This window comes from Dactylosporangium siamense (assembly GCF_016862795.1).
Taxonomy (GTDB): domain Bacteria; phylum Actinomycetota; class Actinomycetes; order Mycobacteriales; family Micromonosporaceae; genus Dactylosporangium; species Dactylosporangium siamense.
The window spans coordinates 176,155-191,158 of record NZ_BONQ01000129.1 but is presented as its reverse complement, the minus strand read 5'-3'; the positions used below and the strand labels follow the sequence as shown (position 1 = coordinate 191,158).

General features: G+C 68.3%; 15 protein-coding genes and 2 pseudogenes. 9 read left to right on the top strand and 8 right to left on the bottom strand.

All coding sequences use genetic code 11. The annotated features are described in order from the left end of the window. Nucleotides 1-655: MBL fold metallo-hydrolase (locus tag Dsi01nite_RS42225; RefSeq protein WP_203852040.1), on the top strand; the 655-nt coding region annotated here is incomplete at its 5' end. A 41-nt stretch (nt 656-696) separates the two neighbouring features. On the opposite strand, the gene Dsi01nite_RS42220 is transcribed toward Dsi01nite_RS42225, so the two are convergent. Continuing rightward, nucleotides 697-1,887 (bottom strand): DUF418 domain-containing protein, encoded by a 1,191-nt coding sequence (locus Dsi01nite_RS42220; protein ID WP_203852039.1) that lies wholly within the window; start codon nt 1,885-1,887, stop codon nt 697-699. A gap of 184 nt (nt 1,888-2,071) precedes the next feature. Between Dsi01nite_RS42220 and Dsi01nite_RS42215 the strand changes: the two genes are divergently transcribed. Continuing rightward, nucleotides 2,072-2,482, top strand: coding sequence for a cytidine deaminase family protein (locus tag Dsi01nite_RS42215; protein ID WP_203852038.1), 411 nt, complete (start codon nt 2,072-2,074; stop codon nt 2,480-2,482). Between the two features lie 344 nt (nt 2,483-2,826). Here Dsi01nite_RS42215 and Dsi01nite_RS42210 read toward each other — a convergent pair whose 3' ends face one another. From Dsi01nite_RS42210 to Dsi01nite_RS42195, 4 genes and pseudogenes are all read right to left on the bottom strand, one after another. After that, the gene (locus Dsi01nite_RS42210) at nt 2,827-3,288 is read right to left on the bottom strand and encodes a hypothetical protein (protein ID WP_203852037.1); all 462 of its coding nucleotides are present in this window, start codon (nt 3,286-3,288) and stop codon (nt 2,827-2,829) included. A gap of 74 nt (nt 3,289-3,362) precedes the next feature. After that, nucleotides 3,363-4,757, bottom strand: a complete 1,395-nt coding sequence (locus tag Dsi01nite_RS42205) for an ISL3 family transposase (protein ID WP_203852036.1) — start codon at nt 4,755-4,757, stop codon at nt 3,363-3,365. 331 nt (nt 4,758-5,088) lie between these two features. After that, nucleotides 5,089-5,532, bottom strand: a complete 444-nt coding sequence (locus tag Dsi01nite_RS42200) for a hypothetical protein (RefSeq protein ID WP_203852035.1) — start codon at nt 5,530-5,532, stop codon at nt 5,089-5,091. Then, nucleotides 5,529-5,789, bottom strand: a pseudogene (locus Dsi01nite_RS42195) (ATP-binding protein); the annotation flags it as partial. The gene Dsi01nite_RS42200 and the pseudogene Dsi01nite_RS42195, both read right to left, overlap by 4 nt. A 195-nt stretch (nt 5,790-5,984) precedes the next feature. Between Dsi01nite_RS42195 and Dsi01nite_RS42190 the strand changes: the two are divergent. The 4 genes from Dsi01nite_RS42190 (at nt 5,985) to Dsi01nite_RS42175 (ending at nt 9,615) form a co-directional block, all read left to right on the top strand. Then, a complete protein-coding gene (locus Dsi01nite_RS42190; RefSeq protein WP_203852034.1) occupies nt 5,985-7,154 on the top strand; it encodes a tyrosine-type recombinase/integrase in 1,170 nt (389 codons plus the stop codon). After that, the gene (locus Dsi01nite_RS42185; protein ID WP_203852033.1) at nt 7,151-7,639 is read left to right on the top strand and encodes a site-specific integrase; all 489 of its coding nucleotides are present in this window, start codon (nt 7,151-7,153) and stop codon (nt 7,637-7,639) included. Before Dsi01nite_RS42190 ends, Dsi01nite_RS42185 begins: the two co-directional genes overlap by 4 nt. Continuing rightward, nucleotides 7,573-9,066: a site-specific integrase gene (locus Dsi01nite_RS42180; RefSeq protein WP_203852032.1), complete on the top strand. Its 1,494-nt coding sequence runs from the start codon at nt 7,573-7,575 to the stop codon at nt 9,064-9,066. Before Dsi01nite_RS42185 ends, Dsi01nite_RS42180 begins: the two co-directional genes overlap by 67 nt. Nucleotides 9,067-9,138: 72 nt before the next feature. After that, nucleotides 9,139-9,615 (top strand): DUF4279 domain-containing protein, encoded by a 477-nt coding sequence (locus Dsi01nite_RS42175; RefSeq protein ID WP_203852031.1) that lies wholly within the window; start codon nt 9,139-9,141, stop codon nt 9,613-9,615. 3 nt (nt 9,616-9,618) lie between these two features. Here the strand turns inward: Dsi01nite_RS42175 and Dsi01nite_RS42170 are convergent, their stop codons facing one another. Further along, nucleotides 9,619-10,212, bottom strand: a complete 594-nt coding sequence (locus Dsi01nite_RS42170; RefSeq protein ID WP_203852030.1) for an ATP-binding protein — start codon at nt 10,210-10,212, stop codon at nt 9,619-9,621. Continuing rightward, nucleotides 10,209-11,824 (bottom strand): annotated as a pseudogene (gene istA / locus Dsi01nite_RS42165) (IS21 family transposase). Before istA ends, Dsi01nite_RS42170 begins: the two are co-directional and overlap by 4 nt. 258 nt (nt 11,825-12,082) lie before the next feature. On the opposite strand from istA, the gene Dsi01nite_RS42160 reads away from it, so the two are divergent. The 3 genes from Dsi01nite_RS42160 (at nt 12,083) to Dsi01nite_RS42150 (ending at nt 13,817) form a co-directional block, all read left to right on the top strand. Beyond that, entirely contained in the window at nt 12,083-12,664 is a 582-nt protein-coding gene (locus Dsi01nite_RS42160) for an SMI1/KNR4 family protein (RefSeq protein WP_203852029.1), read from the top strand. Between the two features lie 192 nt (nt 12,665-12,856). Continuing rightward, on the top strand, nt 12,857-13,321 hold the full coding sequence (locus tag Dsi01nite_RS42155) for a barstar family protein (protein WP_203852028.1): 465 nt from the start codon (nt 12,857-12,859) through the stop codon (nt 13,319-13,321). Nucleotides 13,322-13,358: 37 nt separating this feature from the next. Continuing rightward, nucleotides 13,359-13,817 carry a hypothetical protein gene (locus Dsi01nite_RS42150; protein ID WP_203852027.1) on the top strand — a complete coding sequence of 153 codons (459 nt, stop codon included), beginning with the start codon at nt 13,359-13,361 and terminating at the stop codon, nt 13,815-13,817. 97 nt (nt 13,818-13,914) lie between these two features. Here Dsi01nite_RS42150 and Dsi01nite_RS42145 read toward each other — a convergent pair whose 3' ends face one another. Beyond that, nucleotides 13,915-14,919 carry a hypothetical protein gene (locus tag Dsi01nite_RS42145; protein WP_203852026.1) on the bottom strand — a complete coding sequence of 335 codons (1,005 nt, stop codon included), beginning with the start codon at nt 14,917-14,919 and terminating at the stop codon, nt 13,915-13,917. Nucleotides 14,920-15,004: the final 85 nt, after the last annotated feature.

The following is a 15,004-nucleotide window of genomic DNA, read 5'->3' as shown; positions in this document are numbered from 1 at the left end:
GGTGGCCGGCCCGGCGGTCACGCCGGCGGCGCTCGGGCGGATCGACGCGATCCTGCTCACTCACGACCACCACGGCGACAACCTCGACGACCTCGGCCGGGCGCTGCTGCCGCAGGCGGCCACGGTGCTCACCACCGAGGCCGGCGCTCGCCGGCTGGGTGGCACCGCCACCGGGCTCGCCCCGTGGGCCACCACGACCCTCACCGCTGAGGACCGGCCCACGATCGAGGTCACCGCGACCCCGTGCCGGCACGGCCCACCCTTGAGCCGGCCGATCGTCGGTGACGTCATCGGCTTCGCCCTGCGGTGGGACGGCCAGCAGCACGGCCAGCTGTGGATCTCCGGCGACACGGTCCTGCACGCAGGCACCCGCGCCGTCGCCGAGCGCCTGTCGATCGGCACCGTCCTGCTGCACCTCGGCGGGGTCCGGTTCCCGATCACCGGGCCCCTCCGGTACACGATGACGGGTCGCGACGCGATCCAGCTGTGCCAGGCCATCCGGCCGCGCACGGTCATCCCCGTGCACTACGAGGGCTGGCGGCACTTCCGGCAGTCCCGGGCCGCCGCACAGCGCGAGTTCGCCGGCGCTGCCGACGACATCCGTCGCAGCGTCCGGTGGCTGGATCTCGGCGTCAGCACCGAGATCGTCACGTGAACCACCGGTCCGCCGGCGCCGGGGGTGCGCCGGCGGACCGGTCACCGCCGGCCGCCGTAGGTCGCCATTCGCAGGACGCGTTCGACCGGGCCGGCGCCGAACCGGGCGAGCCACCAGCGGCTCACCACGAGCTGGACCGCGAACAGGGCCAGTGCCAGGATCACGCCGGTCGCGGCGCCGACCCGGCCGAAGAGGCCGAGACCGTAGGAGTAGAAGACCACGCTGAAGACCAGCGACTGGGTCAGGTAGTTGCTCAGCGCCAGCCGTCCGGCCGCCTCCAGCCACGGCGCGCGACGGCGCTCGTAGAGCAGGACGCCACCGGCGGCGAGGCCCACCGTGAGCAGCGGGGCGGCCAGCGCCATCAGCAGCACCTGCCCCGCGACCACGACGAAGAAGCCCTCGGCGCTCTGGACCACCACGACCAGGACGTTGAGCGGCAGCCCCACGCCGATGCCGACCCTGGCGAGCGTGCGCAGCCGGGCCCGGTGCTCGTTGGCGCCGGAGAAGAGTCCGACGCGGGCCGCGTACACGCCCAGCAGCATCATCGAGAGCACGACCAGCGAGAAGGCCAGGCCGAAGAGCAGGCCGCCGGGCGTGGCGGCGCGCTCACCGACCAGGTCGAGGTAGCCGCCGGTGCGGTAGAGGGCGGTCAGGCGGGCGGCCTCGGTGGCGTCGGCGGCGGTGATGTCCCGCTCGGCCGCGACGAGGACGGACGAGCCGGTGGCGGCGCGCAGGCCGAGCAGGCCCAGGCCGACGACGGCCACCACCGACAGCGTGCCCAGGATGCCGAGTGCCGTCGCCAGCAGGGTCCGCGGGGTCCGGTTGACGAAGGCCAGCAGGATCAGGCCGACGAGGGCATACGTGGTGAGGATGTCGCCGAACCACACCAGGACCAGGTGGGCCGCGCCGATCACGCCGAGCGCGGCGAGCCGGCGCACGTACGACCCACGGCGGGCCGCCAGCGTCGCCACGCCGAACCCGAACAGCAGCGAGAAGAGCCCGATGAACTTGCCCTCGCCGAGCACCTTGACCAGCACCGCGGCGGCGCGGTCCCAGGGGCCGTCGATGGCGGTCGCGGCAAGGTGCTCGATCGACGGCGCCGACTTGAACAGGGTCATGTTCACGAGCAGGATGCCGAGCAGCGCGAGGCCGCGCAGGGCGTCGACGACCGGCAGGCGGGCGGCACCGTGCGCCGGTCCGGATCTGGTCGGAGTGGTCTGGGTCGAGGTCATCGGCGTCTCCTTCTCGGTCGGGAGGAAGCACGGACCGCCGGCGCGGCAGGTTCACGGCAGGTCATGACGCGCGCGTCCACGAGACCGCGCCAGGTTTGGAACAGGGTTGATGCTTGTCCATGCGGCGTGGTGAGGTGCTCTGTGCCGATCGTGTCCGGCTGGTTACGCCTGGGAGGTTGCTGTGGTGTCCGACGGGCCGCACCTGGAGCTGATTCGGGCCGCGGCAGCGGCACTCAACCCACATGTCGTGCGCGATCGGCTGTTCGGCAATGTCGCGGCCGCGTTGGTGACCTCGCGGGGCAGCCAGTACCTCGGGGTCTGCATCGACACCGGTTCGGGCACCGGCTTCTGCGCTGAGCACGCGGCCGTGGCTGCGATGGTCACCGCTGGCGAATACCACGTCGCACGCATCGTCGCCGTGTGGCGCGACGATTCGGGCCGGCTGTACGTCCTGCCGCCCTGCGGGCGGTGCCGAGAGTTCATCCGCCAGATCGACGACGCCAACATCGGCACAGCGGTGGTCCTGGGGCCGGACCGGTCGGTCGAGTTGAGGGACCTGCTGCCCCACCACGAGTGGCCGGACCCAATGGAATGAACGGCACGAGCCCCATCCGGCCGCCGGCGGCGGCCTCACGCTGGATCTGCTCGAACCGACCACCAACGCGTGGTCGCGACCACCCTCGTCACCCAGTTCACGGACATACCGGAAGTCCTCGAAGACCCGCAGCACGCCACGCAGAATCGCAGCGGTGATGGCCTTGCCCGGGTAGGGTTTGACCGCCACGGGACTGCGAAACACCACGTCGTCGGCAAGAGTCGCCGCGATGGCGCCGGCGGCATGCGGAGCGCAACGATCGCCGACGTGGCTTCGTCGGTGAGATTGGGGCTCTGTCGCGAATATGGTGAAGCTAGCGCCGACCGAGTTTGCGGATGGTGCGGCTATGCATGTTCGCCTTGCAGTATGGCCAGTTCGGTGCTCGGGAACGGCATGTTCCTCCACGCCTGTTTGTAGCCGGCTTCGCCGTACCGGTCGAGCACGGTTTGGGCCATGCGCGCTGCGGCAGTGGTGAGTGCTTCCACCGGAACCCGGCCATCCCAGCAGCGCTTTGCCCCCACCCAGGGGTCTTCCGCGTACTCGTCGGGCAGGACAAGGATTTGTACGTAGACGTATTCGGCGGCGCCGGTGAAGACGAACACGTGGGCATGGGGTTCGTCGGATAACCAGGCGAGGGAGGCGCTGGACCCGAGTCGCAGATCGGCCGCCGCTCGAAGCAGACTTCGTAACCCGTGGCCGGTGTAGGAAGTGATCACCTTTAAGGCGTCATCGTCGGCGATCCAGGTCAGCGTGGCCCAGCCGGAACCGCCGATTTCCCAGCGCATGTCGAACGACGTGATGTCCACAAGCAGTTCCTACACCGGAGGACGCCGGCATCGACGGGGGCCCTGCCCGGGAGGCGCTGCCGCTTGGTGTGGGATTATGCCAGCAGAACTCGTTTACGTAGCAGATCGAAGCCTGCGCGCCCGTACATCTGCCGTTTGATCATCTTGATGCGGTTGACGTTGCCCTCGACCGGGCCGGAGCTGAAGGGCAGGGTGAGGCCGGCGGTCACGGCGTCCAGGTCGGCGGTCAGGCCGGTGGCGAACTTCGTGATGCCGGGCAATGCCGCCGTTTCGGCTGCGGCGATCCAGGCGGTGAGCTGCTGACCACGCAGGTGGGTGAGCATGTCGGCGAACCAACGCACCAGCTCGGCGGCGGCGCGCAGTAACGGGCATCGCTGGAGGATCGCCTGCAGTTGGACGGTGTCGCGGTCGGCCAGGTCGTCGGGTCGGCGGCAGATCCATCCGGTCACCTGCCGCACCGAGGGTGGGCGGCGCGCCGATGTCAGGTCGGGTTTGCTGCGGTACTGCTCGACGAACTTGCGCAGGATCGCGTAGCTGCCGGCAAAGCCCTGAGCGCGGATCTCACGGTGCAATGTGGTGGCCTTGAGGCAGCCCTCGTTAATCCGCCGGATCAGGTAGGGCTTGAACGAGTCAACGAGACTCGGCCGGACCTTCTGACCGACCATCATCTCCTGCCACGTTGCGGCGTGGGCGTATCGCGACACGGTGTGGTGACTCCAGCCCAGATGACGGGCGATCTGCCGGAACCCGGCGCCTTGCGCCAGCAGTTCATGCACGAGAGCGTGGTGGGCACGGCGGCGTTCGGCCATCGCCCCGGTGGGCGCGGCTACCGCAGCGGGCCTGGGCTGCTCGGCAGGAACTTCGTCGGACTCGTCGGACTCGTCGAGGCAGGCTTTGTGCTGAGCCGCGCAGCGTTCCACCGCGGCAGCCAGGTTCTGCCACAGGTGGAACCGATCAGCGACCTGGACGGCTTCTGGCGCGCTGGTGCGTGCGGCCTCGGCATATGCGCTGGCCCGGTCCCGGCAGATCACCCGGGGCGCCGGATGCTGCTGCAACCAGGCGGTCAACGGGCCGGCGTCGCGACCGAGCAGCAGGTCGACAACCCGGTGCGTCTCACAGTCGATCAGCACGGTGCCGTAGTGATGGCCACGCCTCACCGCGAAATCATCGACCCCGAGCACCGCCACCTCACCCACTACAGGATCGGGCAAAGCCCGGACCAGACGGAGCAGACGGTGACGGCTGGCCGGCATACCCAACGCTGCAGCCATCCTCGCCCCAGCCCGCCCGGCCAGCGCGAGCCCGACCGTGGTCAGCATCTGTCGCAGCCCATCACTGACCCGCGACCACCGCCGAGTCAACCCATCGATCTGTTCGGCAAACGTCTGCGCCTCACACACCGCGTTGTCGCAGAAGAACCGGCGCACCCACAACACGATCCGCGTCGACCGGCCGGCGACCGGAAACATCCGCCAACGTCCGGCGATACCGCGAATGCACCCGAGACGACGACACCCCACACGCCTGACAAACGGCCTGACCGCTACGGACCCGTCCCACGAGGACCAACTCGGGGCCAGCGTCCACGACCTCGTCGATCTCAATGCCGTCCAGATGGGGAAGCAGCTGTCTGACGGCATCGCGCACCCGGGCAACAATTCATCGTCCAGCATCCATCACACAGTTCGCGACAGAGCCGAGATTGGGCCCGGATGTGCGTGACTTCGGGGCCCGGCTTGGCCGCTTTCGCTTGATCGTTGTTGGTGAGTTCGGGACCCACCTTGGTCTGTGCCGGATTGATCAGAACGGTGGGGCGGGGCCTGCGGCGAGGTTCGGATGGGTCGGCTGCAGCAGCGTCGGGATGTCCCGGCTGGTCGGGTGGGTCCAGGTTCCGATCGGACGACGTTCGGTGCGCGTGGAGCGTTCGACGGTGTCAGTGAGTCCGGGGATCTCGGCGTCGCTGACCACGAAGGTGGTGCCGTTGTTGTCCCGCTTGATGACGAGGTATGGGTGGGTGTCGGGTGGTGCGATGACGGCGCCGCCGGACGGGAGGTGGCGCATGTCGCCGTCCCAGTGGACGTAGTCGGCGGCGTCGGCGAGGGCAAGGATGGCTTGCAGCGCCCAGTGGGTGTGCGGGACGGGGTCGGCGCTGATCCAGTCGGGCAGCGGCGTGAGCGCGGTGAAGTCGTCGACGGGTTCGGTGAGGACGTAGACGATCATGACGTCCGCGGGCGCTCGGGTCATGGGTTCGAGCCGGCGAGTTGGTTGCGGGTTTGGGCGAGGCGGTAGGAGTCGGTGCCGGTCTCGATGATGTTGCCGCCGAAGGTGAGCCGGTCGACGATCGCGGCGCAGAGCCGGGGGTCGGTGAACGTCTTGGTCCAACCGGAGAACGCCTCGTTGGACGCGATCGCGACGGACGCCTTCTCCTCGCGTTCGGTGAGGACCTGGAAGAGCAGTTCAGCGCCGCGTTTGTCCAGTTCCATGTAGCCGAGTTCGTCGATCTATGAGGATGTCGGCATAGATCGACCTATGCCGAGATCGCGACTATGCCGAGCTGTCGTCCTCGATCGGGTGAAGGCGGCGTGTTGACATCGGCATAGTTCTATAAGTGGGCACAGCCCTGATTGGAAGGGAGCACACGCTCCCTGCGAGAGGGGGCGACGATGACAGGGAGTCCGCGCCGGAAGGCTGGCGCATTGGCTGGGCAGGTCGAGGGCTATCGGGAGTGGCTGGCGCAGCGCGGCTATACGCCCCTGACGGTCAGGAACATGCTCAAGGACCTCGGCCTGGTGGGGCAATGGCTGAGCCGGGAAGGGCTTGAGGTCACCGATCTGAGCGAGGATCGGCTGACTGCGTTTCTGGTGGACCAGCGACGAGCTGGTCGTCGACAGCTGGCCGGAGTCCGGGGCTGGCTACCGTTGTTGACGTTTCTGCGGGATCGGGGCGTCGTGCCCGAGGCGCAGGTCGCGGTTGGGCCGTTGGACGTCTTGCTGGCTCGATATCGCCGCTGGATGGACCGGGAACGCGGCCTTTCGGCATCCACGATGCTGCGTTACGAGAACACGGCTCGTCGATTCCTGACCGACCATGCGGTGGTCGGCGGCCGAGTCGCGCCGGAGCAGTTGACCGGAGCGGACCTCAACGCGTTCCTGCTGCGCGAGTGCAGGCACGTCTCGTCCGGCTCCGCGAAGGGCCGGGTGGCCGAGCTTCGATCACTGATGCGGTTCCTTCACCTGAGCGGAGCCACTCCGACGAAACTGGGCGGGGCGGTTCCGCCGGTCGGCGGTTGGCGGCTGGCCTCGGTGCCGCCGACGATGCCGGCGGCCGACGTTCAACTGCTGCTGGATCGGTGCCCGCGCGAAACTGCGGTCGAGGTCCGCGACTACGCGATCCTGATGCTGGTGGCCCGGCTGGGGCTGCGGTCGATCGAGGTAGCACGGCTGCTGCTCGACGATGTTGACTGGCGTTGCGGTGAGATCTTCGTCCGGGGCAAGGGTCGGCGCGAGGACCGGCTGCCGCTGCCGGTCGAGGCCGGCGAGGCGGTGGTCGCCTACCTGTCCGGCGCCCGGCCCCAGCTCGATGACCGCCATCTGTTCCTGACCTGTCGAGCTCCCCGCGCACCGATCCGGGCGGATCTGGTGAGCGACGTCGTCAAGCGGGCCTGTCTTCGAGCCCGGCTGACCCGGGTGGGGCCGCACCGGTTGCGGCACGCCCTGGCCGAGCAGATGCTGCGTCAAGGCGCTGGGCTGACCGCGATCGGTCAGGTGCTGCGGCACCAGGACCTGGCCACGACCGCGCTCTATGCGAAGGTCGATTTCGCTGCGCTGCGGCAGGTCGCCCGGCCTTGGCCCGGGGCGGCCGCATGAACGGGCTGCGCGAGCATCTCGAGGACTATCTGCGGCTTCGTCGTTCCTTGGGACACCAGATGGCGGAGGCGGCCTGGCTGCTGCCGGACTTCGTCTCGTTCCTGGACGAACGTGGCCAGACCACGGTGACGATCCAGGCCGCGTTGGCTTGGGTCCGGCTCCGCGAAGACGAGGTGGTCACGACCGTCAGCCCGCGACGGATCACCGCGGTCCGTGGCTTCGCCCACTATCTGAGCGGCATCGATTCGGACACCGAGATCCCACCAATGGGCCTGGTGCCACACCGGCAGCGCTGGCGCCCGCCGTTCCTCTACTCCGACGCCGACATCACCGCGCTGCTCACGGCATCCGACGCCATCCAGCCGCCGTTTCGGGCGGCGACCTACCGGACCTGCTCGGTCTGCTGGCCGCCTCCGGCTTGCGCATCGGCGAGGCGATCAGCCTCGACTGCGACGACGTCGACTGGGCGCAAGGCGTGTTACTGATCCGCGAATCGAAGTTCGGCAAGTCCCGGCTGGTTCCGCTGCACGACAGTGTCGTGCGGGCGCTACGCGAATACGACACGTTGCGCTGCGCGACGGCACCGCGGCCCAAGGATCCCGCGTTCTTCATCTCCCGCACGCGTCGGCGGGTGATCTATGCCGTTGTCAGCGCCACGTTCCGGCAACTGGTCACCGCCGCCGGCATCGGCGCCGAAGCACCGCACCCGCCGCGGCTGCACGACTTGCGACATTCCTTCGCCATCCGGACCCTGCTGCACTGGTATCGCACCGAGGACAACGTCCAGGCCAAGATCCCGTCGCTGTCGACCTATCTGGGGCACCGCGAACCGGCCCACACCTACTTGGTACCTGTCCGCAGCGCCCGAACTGCTCGCGCTGGCGGCGGCCCGCCGCGAAGGCATCGGAAAGGCGGCCCGCTCATGACGCTGATCGCGGCCACGCTGCAAGCGTTCTTCACCGACCGGCTGGCCCGGCAGCGCCAGGCCAGCCCGCGCACCGTCGCAGCTTACCGAGACGCGCTGCGCCTGCTGCTGGTCTTCATCCAACAGCGCACCGGCACCCCGCCCGCGAACCTGGATTGGAACGACCTCGATGCGGACACCGTGTCGGCGTTCCTGAACCATCTGGAGGACGAGCGCGGCAACGGCACCAGAACCCGCAACGTCCGGCTAACCGCGATCCGGTCACTGTTCTCCTACGCCGCGCTTCAACATCCCGAGCACGCCCTGATCATCCAGCGTGTCCTGGACATTCCGCCCAAGCGGTTCGACAAGCGGATCATCACCTTCCTGACCGAAACCGAGGTCGATGCCCTGCTCGCGGCGCCGGACCCGAACCGCTGGGAAGGACGACGTGACAAGACCCTCATCGCCCTAGCGGTCCAGACCGGCCTGCGCGTCTCCGAACTCACCAGCCTCAACTGCGCCGACATCAGCCTGGGCGACGGCGCCGCGGTCCGCTGCGAAGGCAAAGGCCGCAAGCAGCGCGCCGTCCCGCTCAGCGGCCCGGTTCAAGCCATCCTCAAGTCCTGGATGAACGAGCGCGCCGGACACCCTGCCGACCCGCTGTTTCCCACCCGCACCGGCCGTCGCCTCAGCCGCGACGCAGTCGCCCAACGCCTGAACACCCACACCAAGACCGCCGCGAAAAGCTGCCCGTCTCTGCGCGACAAGGACATCCACCCACACGTCCTGCGGCACAGCTGCGCGATGTCGCTGCTCCAGGCAGGCGTCGACACCACCGTCATCGCGCTCTGGCTCGGCCACGCCAGCATCCGCTCCACCGATGCCTACGTCCACGCCGACATGTCCACTAAAGAGCAGGCGCTGGCCCTGACCACGCCCCTGACCGCAAGGCCCGGCCGTTACCGCCCTTCCGACACGACCCTCGCATTCCTCGACGGACTATGACCAGGACCAGGTACACCAGCTCAGTCAAATAATGCGCACGCCCGCAGCCAGGACGACTTCTATTCTTCACCGGTGAACGTCAACCAGTACGCCTACTTCGCGCTGTTCAGCCGCAACACCTCGGCGACCGAGATGGCAGCCATCCTCGGACTCGAGCCCGACGAAACCACCGTCCGCGGCAGCCGCTTCACCGAACCCAGGGTCATCCCGGCCCGACACTGCTGGAAGATCGTCTGCCGCGAACCGGGGCTATGCGTTGACGAGCAGGTCGCCCGCATCATCGAACGACTCGTGCCACACACCGCGGCGATCGCCGCTCTGGCCAGCCGCTTGGACACCGAGAGCGAAGGATCCGGCGCCGTCCTGGAGGTCGTGCGCTACTTCAACGACCAGGAGGCCGAGCAGCACGATCGCAACGATGCCGCCGGTGAGACTCCAAACTTGTTCGGTTGGCATCTCGACCGTGAGGTTCTCGACTTCCTCCAGGCCACCGGAGCGGTCCTGGACGTCGACGAATACGACATGACCCCCGACTATGCCGACGACTGAACCTCAACCCGCCATCGGGCCAACCAACTCACGGAGACCCTCGGCATAATCGCGGTCTCGGCATAGGTCGATGCAAAGCAGATCGACGCGGCCGTATCGGGCGATCGTCTTGGCGAGCATCTTGTCGTCAGCTGCCTCGACGAGCTCGTTGACAAGCTTCGTCGCCAGGACGTAGCGAACCCGGTAGCCGGCCATCGCGGCTTCGGTGCCCAACGCGATGAGGAGATGGCTTTTGCCGGTGCCGGAGTCGCCGATCAGGCAGAGCGGCATGCCCTTCTTGACCCAGTCGCAGGTGGCGAGTGTGTGGATTATGGCGGGGTCGACGGTGCTGTTGGCGTCGAAGTCGAACGCGCGCAAACTCTTGTCCCGCGGGAACGCGGCGGCTTTGATCCGGCGTTCAGACCGGCGCCGGGCCCGGTCGTCGTACTCGGCCATGAGCAGTTCGGCGAGGAACCCGCGGTAGGTCATCTGGCTGCGGGCGGCGGCCTCGGCGAGTTCGGGGAACTGGCCGCGGATGGTCGGCAGGCGCAGCAGCCGGCAGGCGGAGTCGATCGCCGCGTCGGCGGCCTGCTCGGTGAGTCCTCGGTGGCGAGTCATGGCCTGGTCCCTTCTGCGGTGCGGCGACGGATGCGGAGCAGCTGGTCGTATGCGGTGACGGTGGGCAGCGGCCGGGTGTCGGCCGGCAGTTGGGCGAGCCGGCGCTGGGTGAGGGAGACGACGTTGTCGGTCGGCCGGGCCGGTTGGTCGGTGGCGGTTGGGTGGTCGTCGGTCTCGGCGAACTTGCGCGCCTGCAACGCGACCGCGTCGGCGGTGAGCGCGCCGGCGCGCAGCGCTGCGGCCAGGCCTGCGACGACGTGCTCGTGGGGCATGTGCCGGTGCAGGAGCAGGACCTCGATCAGGGCGCGGGTGCCGGCGGCGTCGCCGTGGGCTTTGCGGACCGCTGCCCACCAGGCGTCGTGGACCGGGGTGAACTTGCCCGCGGCGCGGGCCTGTTCCAGCGCGGTGGAGCCGGGCAGTGCGCCGGGTTTGCGGAGCAGGCCTTCCAGGTAGTGATCGAGGTCGAGACGGCTACCGCTCTTGGCCATCAACCGTTCGTGCCGGGCGACCTCTACACGCCCGTCATAGACGACCAGGTGCGAAGCATGCAGGTGGACGCGGACCTGTCGGCCGACCAGCCGCACCGGCGCTGAGTACCGGTTCGTGCGGACGGTGACCTGGCTGTAGCGGTCGACGCGCGGGCCGAGCCAGGTGCCGGTCTCGAACGACTCCTCCGGCAACCCACCAGCAGCGGCCGTTCGATCGCGAACAGTTCCCCGACGGTGTGGGCGCGGGTGCTGATGCGGCGGGCGTCATCGGCGGTGTCCCAGGCGTCGACCATGACGTTGAGCTGGTCCAGCGAGTCGACTTCGGGGACGGGGACGAGGTGGTTGCGGCGGAACCAGCCGATCTGGCCCTCGACCCCGCCCTTCTCGTGGGCGCCTTGCAGGCCCGGCTGGCAGTAGAAGGCATCGATGCCGAAGTGGGATCGGAACGCCGTCCAGCGGGCGGTTTCGACCCGCTGCCGCGCGAACCCGAGGACCTGGGCGACCGCCGCCCGGAGGTTGTCGTAGCGGATCTTTCCGGTTGGGACCCCGCCGAGGGTGGTGAACGCGTGGACGTGACCCTCCAGGAACGCCTCCTGACCACCTGAGATGAAGATCCGATGGACAGCCTTGCCGGAGAAGGAGAGCCGAAGCGCGACGAGCATGCAGGTCACCAGCTCGCCGCGCAGGTTGACGGCGACCTCTCCGAAGTCGACCTCCGCCTCAGCGCCCGGCCGGTGCGTCTGCGGGAAGAACACGTCGACCGGTCCTCGACCGGCCTCGGCGCGGATCTTCGGTTTGCGGTCCGCGACGTAGGCGCGGACCACCGCGTAGGACACGTCGAGCATGCCGTGCTCGGCGATCAGCCGGTCGTAGATCCGTTTCACGGTGTGCCGCTGCTTGCGGGGCGCGTCCAGGTCCGCGCGGAGGATGCCGTCGATGATCGGCTTGAACTCATCCAGCTTCGACGGCCGCGGCGGCAGCGGCTTGCGCGGCTGCGGCCACGCCGACTGCAGCGCCGAACGCACCGTGCGGCGGCTGACCCGATACTGACGAGCCAACGCCCGCACGGACATGCCGGCCCGCGAGTCCCGTCGGATCGCCGCGAACAGGTCGACCTTCGACATCGCCGCCATCGGCAGGCTCCCGTCCAGACCAGCCGATGCTCCCACCGGCGCAGGTGGGTCCGGAACTCGCGAACATCGAAATCCACCCGAACGGGTGGTCCCCCGACTGACCGACAAACCCCAGGTCAAGCACCGCGGCGAGCTACAGCTCCATCAACAAACGCAGCCCGGCAATCATGATCGCCTGGCACAATCGCCGAAGAGTTCAGCAGGCACCGCGCACGTCGTCGCGGCCGCGAATAACCGAAGGACACAATTGTGGACGAACAGCGGCTGATCGCCTGGGGAGCGTCGATCGAAGCAGCCACCACGCGAGCGGTGCGTGACATCGTGTCGACCTTTCCGTTTGAGCCTGGCGCCCACGACGTCGGCCCGCCGGCCTCGGAGGCGGAACTCGCCGAGCTCCGGTCACGCATGCCATGGATACCCGATGCACTCGTCGCGGTGTGCAGGTTGGTGGGTGCGGTTTCGTTGCCGGACATCGCCAACGGATACTTCATGTTCGATCCGGGATACATCCTCGGCGTCCTGTATCACCATGACGGGCTTCCAGATCGCATCGGCGCACCGTTCGACGAGGACGTCGACATCGTCGTCTTCGGCAGCGACGGCGGAGGAGCGCTCTACGCCATCACTCTGGGAGACATCGGCACCGTCTATCGACTGCGCGAATGCGCCTACGACGACGCGGGTGGGTGCTACTCGTACGACACGGGCGCGTCCTACGACACCTCTCACGTCGGCGTCACGATGGTTGCCGAGAGTCTTGACAAGTTCCTGGACAAGCTGCTCAACGCAGTCATGGCGTTCGCCGATGACGGCAGCATTACCGACCTCTGAAGCGCAACGGTCGTGTCACCGTCCCAGGCGCCGGGCCACACCTCTCCGTGGACTTCGCTGTACCGACCGCAACCAGAACCACTGTGGGCCCAAAACTGACGAACACACAATCCGGCTGTGGGCCGGTGGGACCCGAGATCAGTGACAAACGGGTCCCATACTCACCGACCAAGCCACCGACGAGGCTGACTGATGAACAACTGGTGGAGCGGCTCCACTGACCAGCTCGCGGTCTGCTCTCGCAGTGCCCTGGTGGAACTCGCCGCTGTGCTACCGGCCACGGGCAGGTTCGTCGTTGCCCGGCTCGACGGAGCGAGGATGGCGGATGCGGACCATGCCCTCTACGAATTCTCCGACGCGCTCCTCTTTCCCGGCTACTTCGGCTGGAACTGGAACGCGTTGCACGACTGCCTCAGCGATCTGCACTGGTTGCCCGCGGACGGGTACCTGATCGTGGTCGAGAACGCGCGTGAGTTGCTGTCGAGCAGTGCCGAGGATCGGCACACGCTGTTCCGAATCCTGTCTGAGGCCGTTCGTCACTGGGCGAGCCCGCTCGGCCGGCCGGACAGCAATGGCATCCCGTTCAAGGTGCTGCTGCTGTGCGACCGCGACGAGCAGGCGGCGCTGCTACGGCAGGAGATCGCAGGTCTAGGCTGACTTCCTGCGAGCGGACAGACAGAACGGAGGGACTTCTGTGGCGGTGAGGTTCTCGCCGGGATCGGTCTTCCTGGTGCCCGCTGGCGAGCACCGCGCCTTGGCAGTCATGACGGCACGGTCACCGTACCTTGCTTTCTATGCATGTCGCGGCGAGCCTGATCCTGCCGAGATCGAGGACGTCTGCGCGGGCGAACCGTTGTTCGTCGTCGCCGTGATGCGATCGGCATACTCTTCTGGCCACTGGGGCCGTGCGCTGCGGCGACTTCCGGAAACAGCACTTCCGGCAATCCCCCCGGTGTTCATGCAGGACATCGGGAGCGGGGCGTGCTCGATCGTCGAGCCCGGCCAGAGCACTCGGCTCATGGTGCCGAGAGAGCAATGCATCGGCCTGGAGCGATACGCAGTGTGGTCTGCGGATCACGTCGAATCGCGGCTGTCAGACCATTATGACGAACGGCCCAACCTCTTCGTCGAGTCGTTGAAAGTGACGCTGTAGCGGCAACGCACTGTCATCCGGACGTCGCGGAGGCTGACGCAGCGGAACGAGGACGACGTTTGCCGGCTGTGCCGGGCACTGGTCTTTCCGCGCCCGGTCAGCGGACGCGGTTGGCCCACGCCCAGTTCACCCTGAATCCGCCGACGACGTTGCCGTAGAAGTACGACCAGGTGTACGAGTCGACGTGTGGACCGATGCGATCGAACACGGCCTTGCAGTCGTCGCGACGGCCGGACAGGGCGTAGGCGAGCGCGAGCCAGTTCTCGCACGTGAGCGCCTTTGCATGGGTGGGTGGGCCGGGCGAACGCCACTTCGTCACGCACGCATCGAGTTCGCGCTGGACGTCGGGGCGCCGGAAGTAGTTCTGGCAGTCGACCAGCCCGCGCGCGCTGACCTTGCCCCAGGAGTACTCCCGCATCGCGTACTCGAGATGGGCGAGCAGCGGCAGCATCGTGACACCGGTTCCGGCCGGGGCCTCGGACGCCGTCTCCCTGGCGGCGGCGAACATCGCGTCGTGGGAGCCGTACCACTTCTCGCAGTGAAACGTCACCGCGGTCATGTTGACCTCGAAGGAGTACCTTTCACGCCGCCTTGCCTCGGCCAGAATCTCGCGGAATGCACCACGGCGACCGGCGTCGCCGAACATCGCGATCAACAGGATGTTGCACGGCACCGGGTCGTCGGGCGCGAGCGCGAGCGCGCGTTCCGCCTCGGCCCAGGTCTGCGTGGACAGCTCCGCGAACGAGCGGAACTGTTCCTGCGACGTCCGCGCGGCCGGTGCGGTGCCTCGCGCCTTGCCGGCCCGCTCGCCGAGCGCGGCGGCGTGCACGGTCACCGCGATGGGGTCGTCCGGTGTCGCCGACAGCCACGCGTCGAGCCACTCACCGGCGTTGGCCGGCGCGGCCTCGGCCAGCGCCCAGATCCGGTGCCCGCGACGCTCCCAGTCGGTGCCGGCCGCGGCGACGCCGTCGCGGGCTGCGGCCCAGTCGCCGGCGACCGCGCGGTCACGCACCGAGCGGAGCTCGAGATCGTCGAGCGCCCAGTCGCGGTCGAGCACCGGCATGACGGGCGCTGGACCGCGCCTGAAGAGACGTCCGAACACGGGGAGAGCATACGGACCCCGGGATCGGCATCCCCGGCCACCCGGCTGAGCCGATCATGCGAACGCACCAGGCCGCGGCCCATGG

Excerpts from the sequence above, each read along its gene's own strand:
- Dsi01nite_RS42200 (WP_203852035.1), bottom strand. The coding sequence starts at position 5,532 with ATGACCCGAGCGCCCGCGGACGTCATGATCGTCTACGTCCTCACCGAA.
- Dsi01nite_RS42155 (WP_203852028.1), top strand. The coding sequence starts at position 12,857 with ATGAACAACTGGTGGAGCGGCTCCACTGACCAGCTCGCGGTCTGCTCT.
- Dsi01nite_RS42205 (WP_203852036.1), bottom strand. The coding sequence starts at position 4,757 with ATGTTTCCGGTCGCCGGCCGGTCGACGCGGATCGTGTTGTGGGTGCGC.
- Dsi01nite_RS42185 (WP_203852033.1), top strand. The coding sequence starts at position 7,151 with ATGAACGGGCTGCGCGAGCATCTCGAGGACTATCTGCGGCTTCGTCGT.
- Dsi01nite_RS42170 (WP_203852030.1), bottom strand. The coding sequence starts at position 10,212 with ATGACTCGCCACCGAGGACTCACCGAGCAGGCCGCCGACGCGGCGATC.
- Dsi01nite_RS42220 (WP_203852039.1), bottom strand. The coding sequence starts at position 1,887 with ATGACCTCGACCCAGACCACTCCGACCAGATCCGGACCGGCGCACGGT.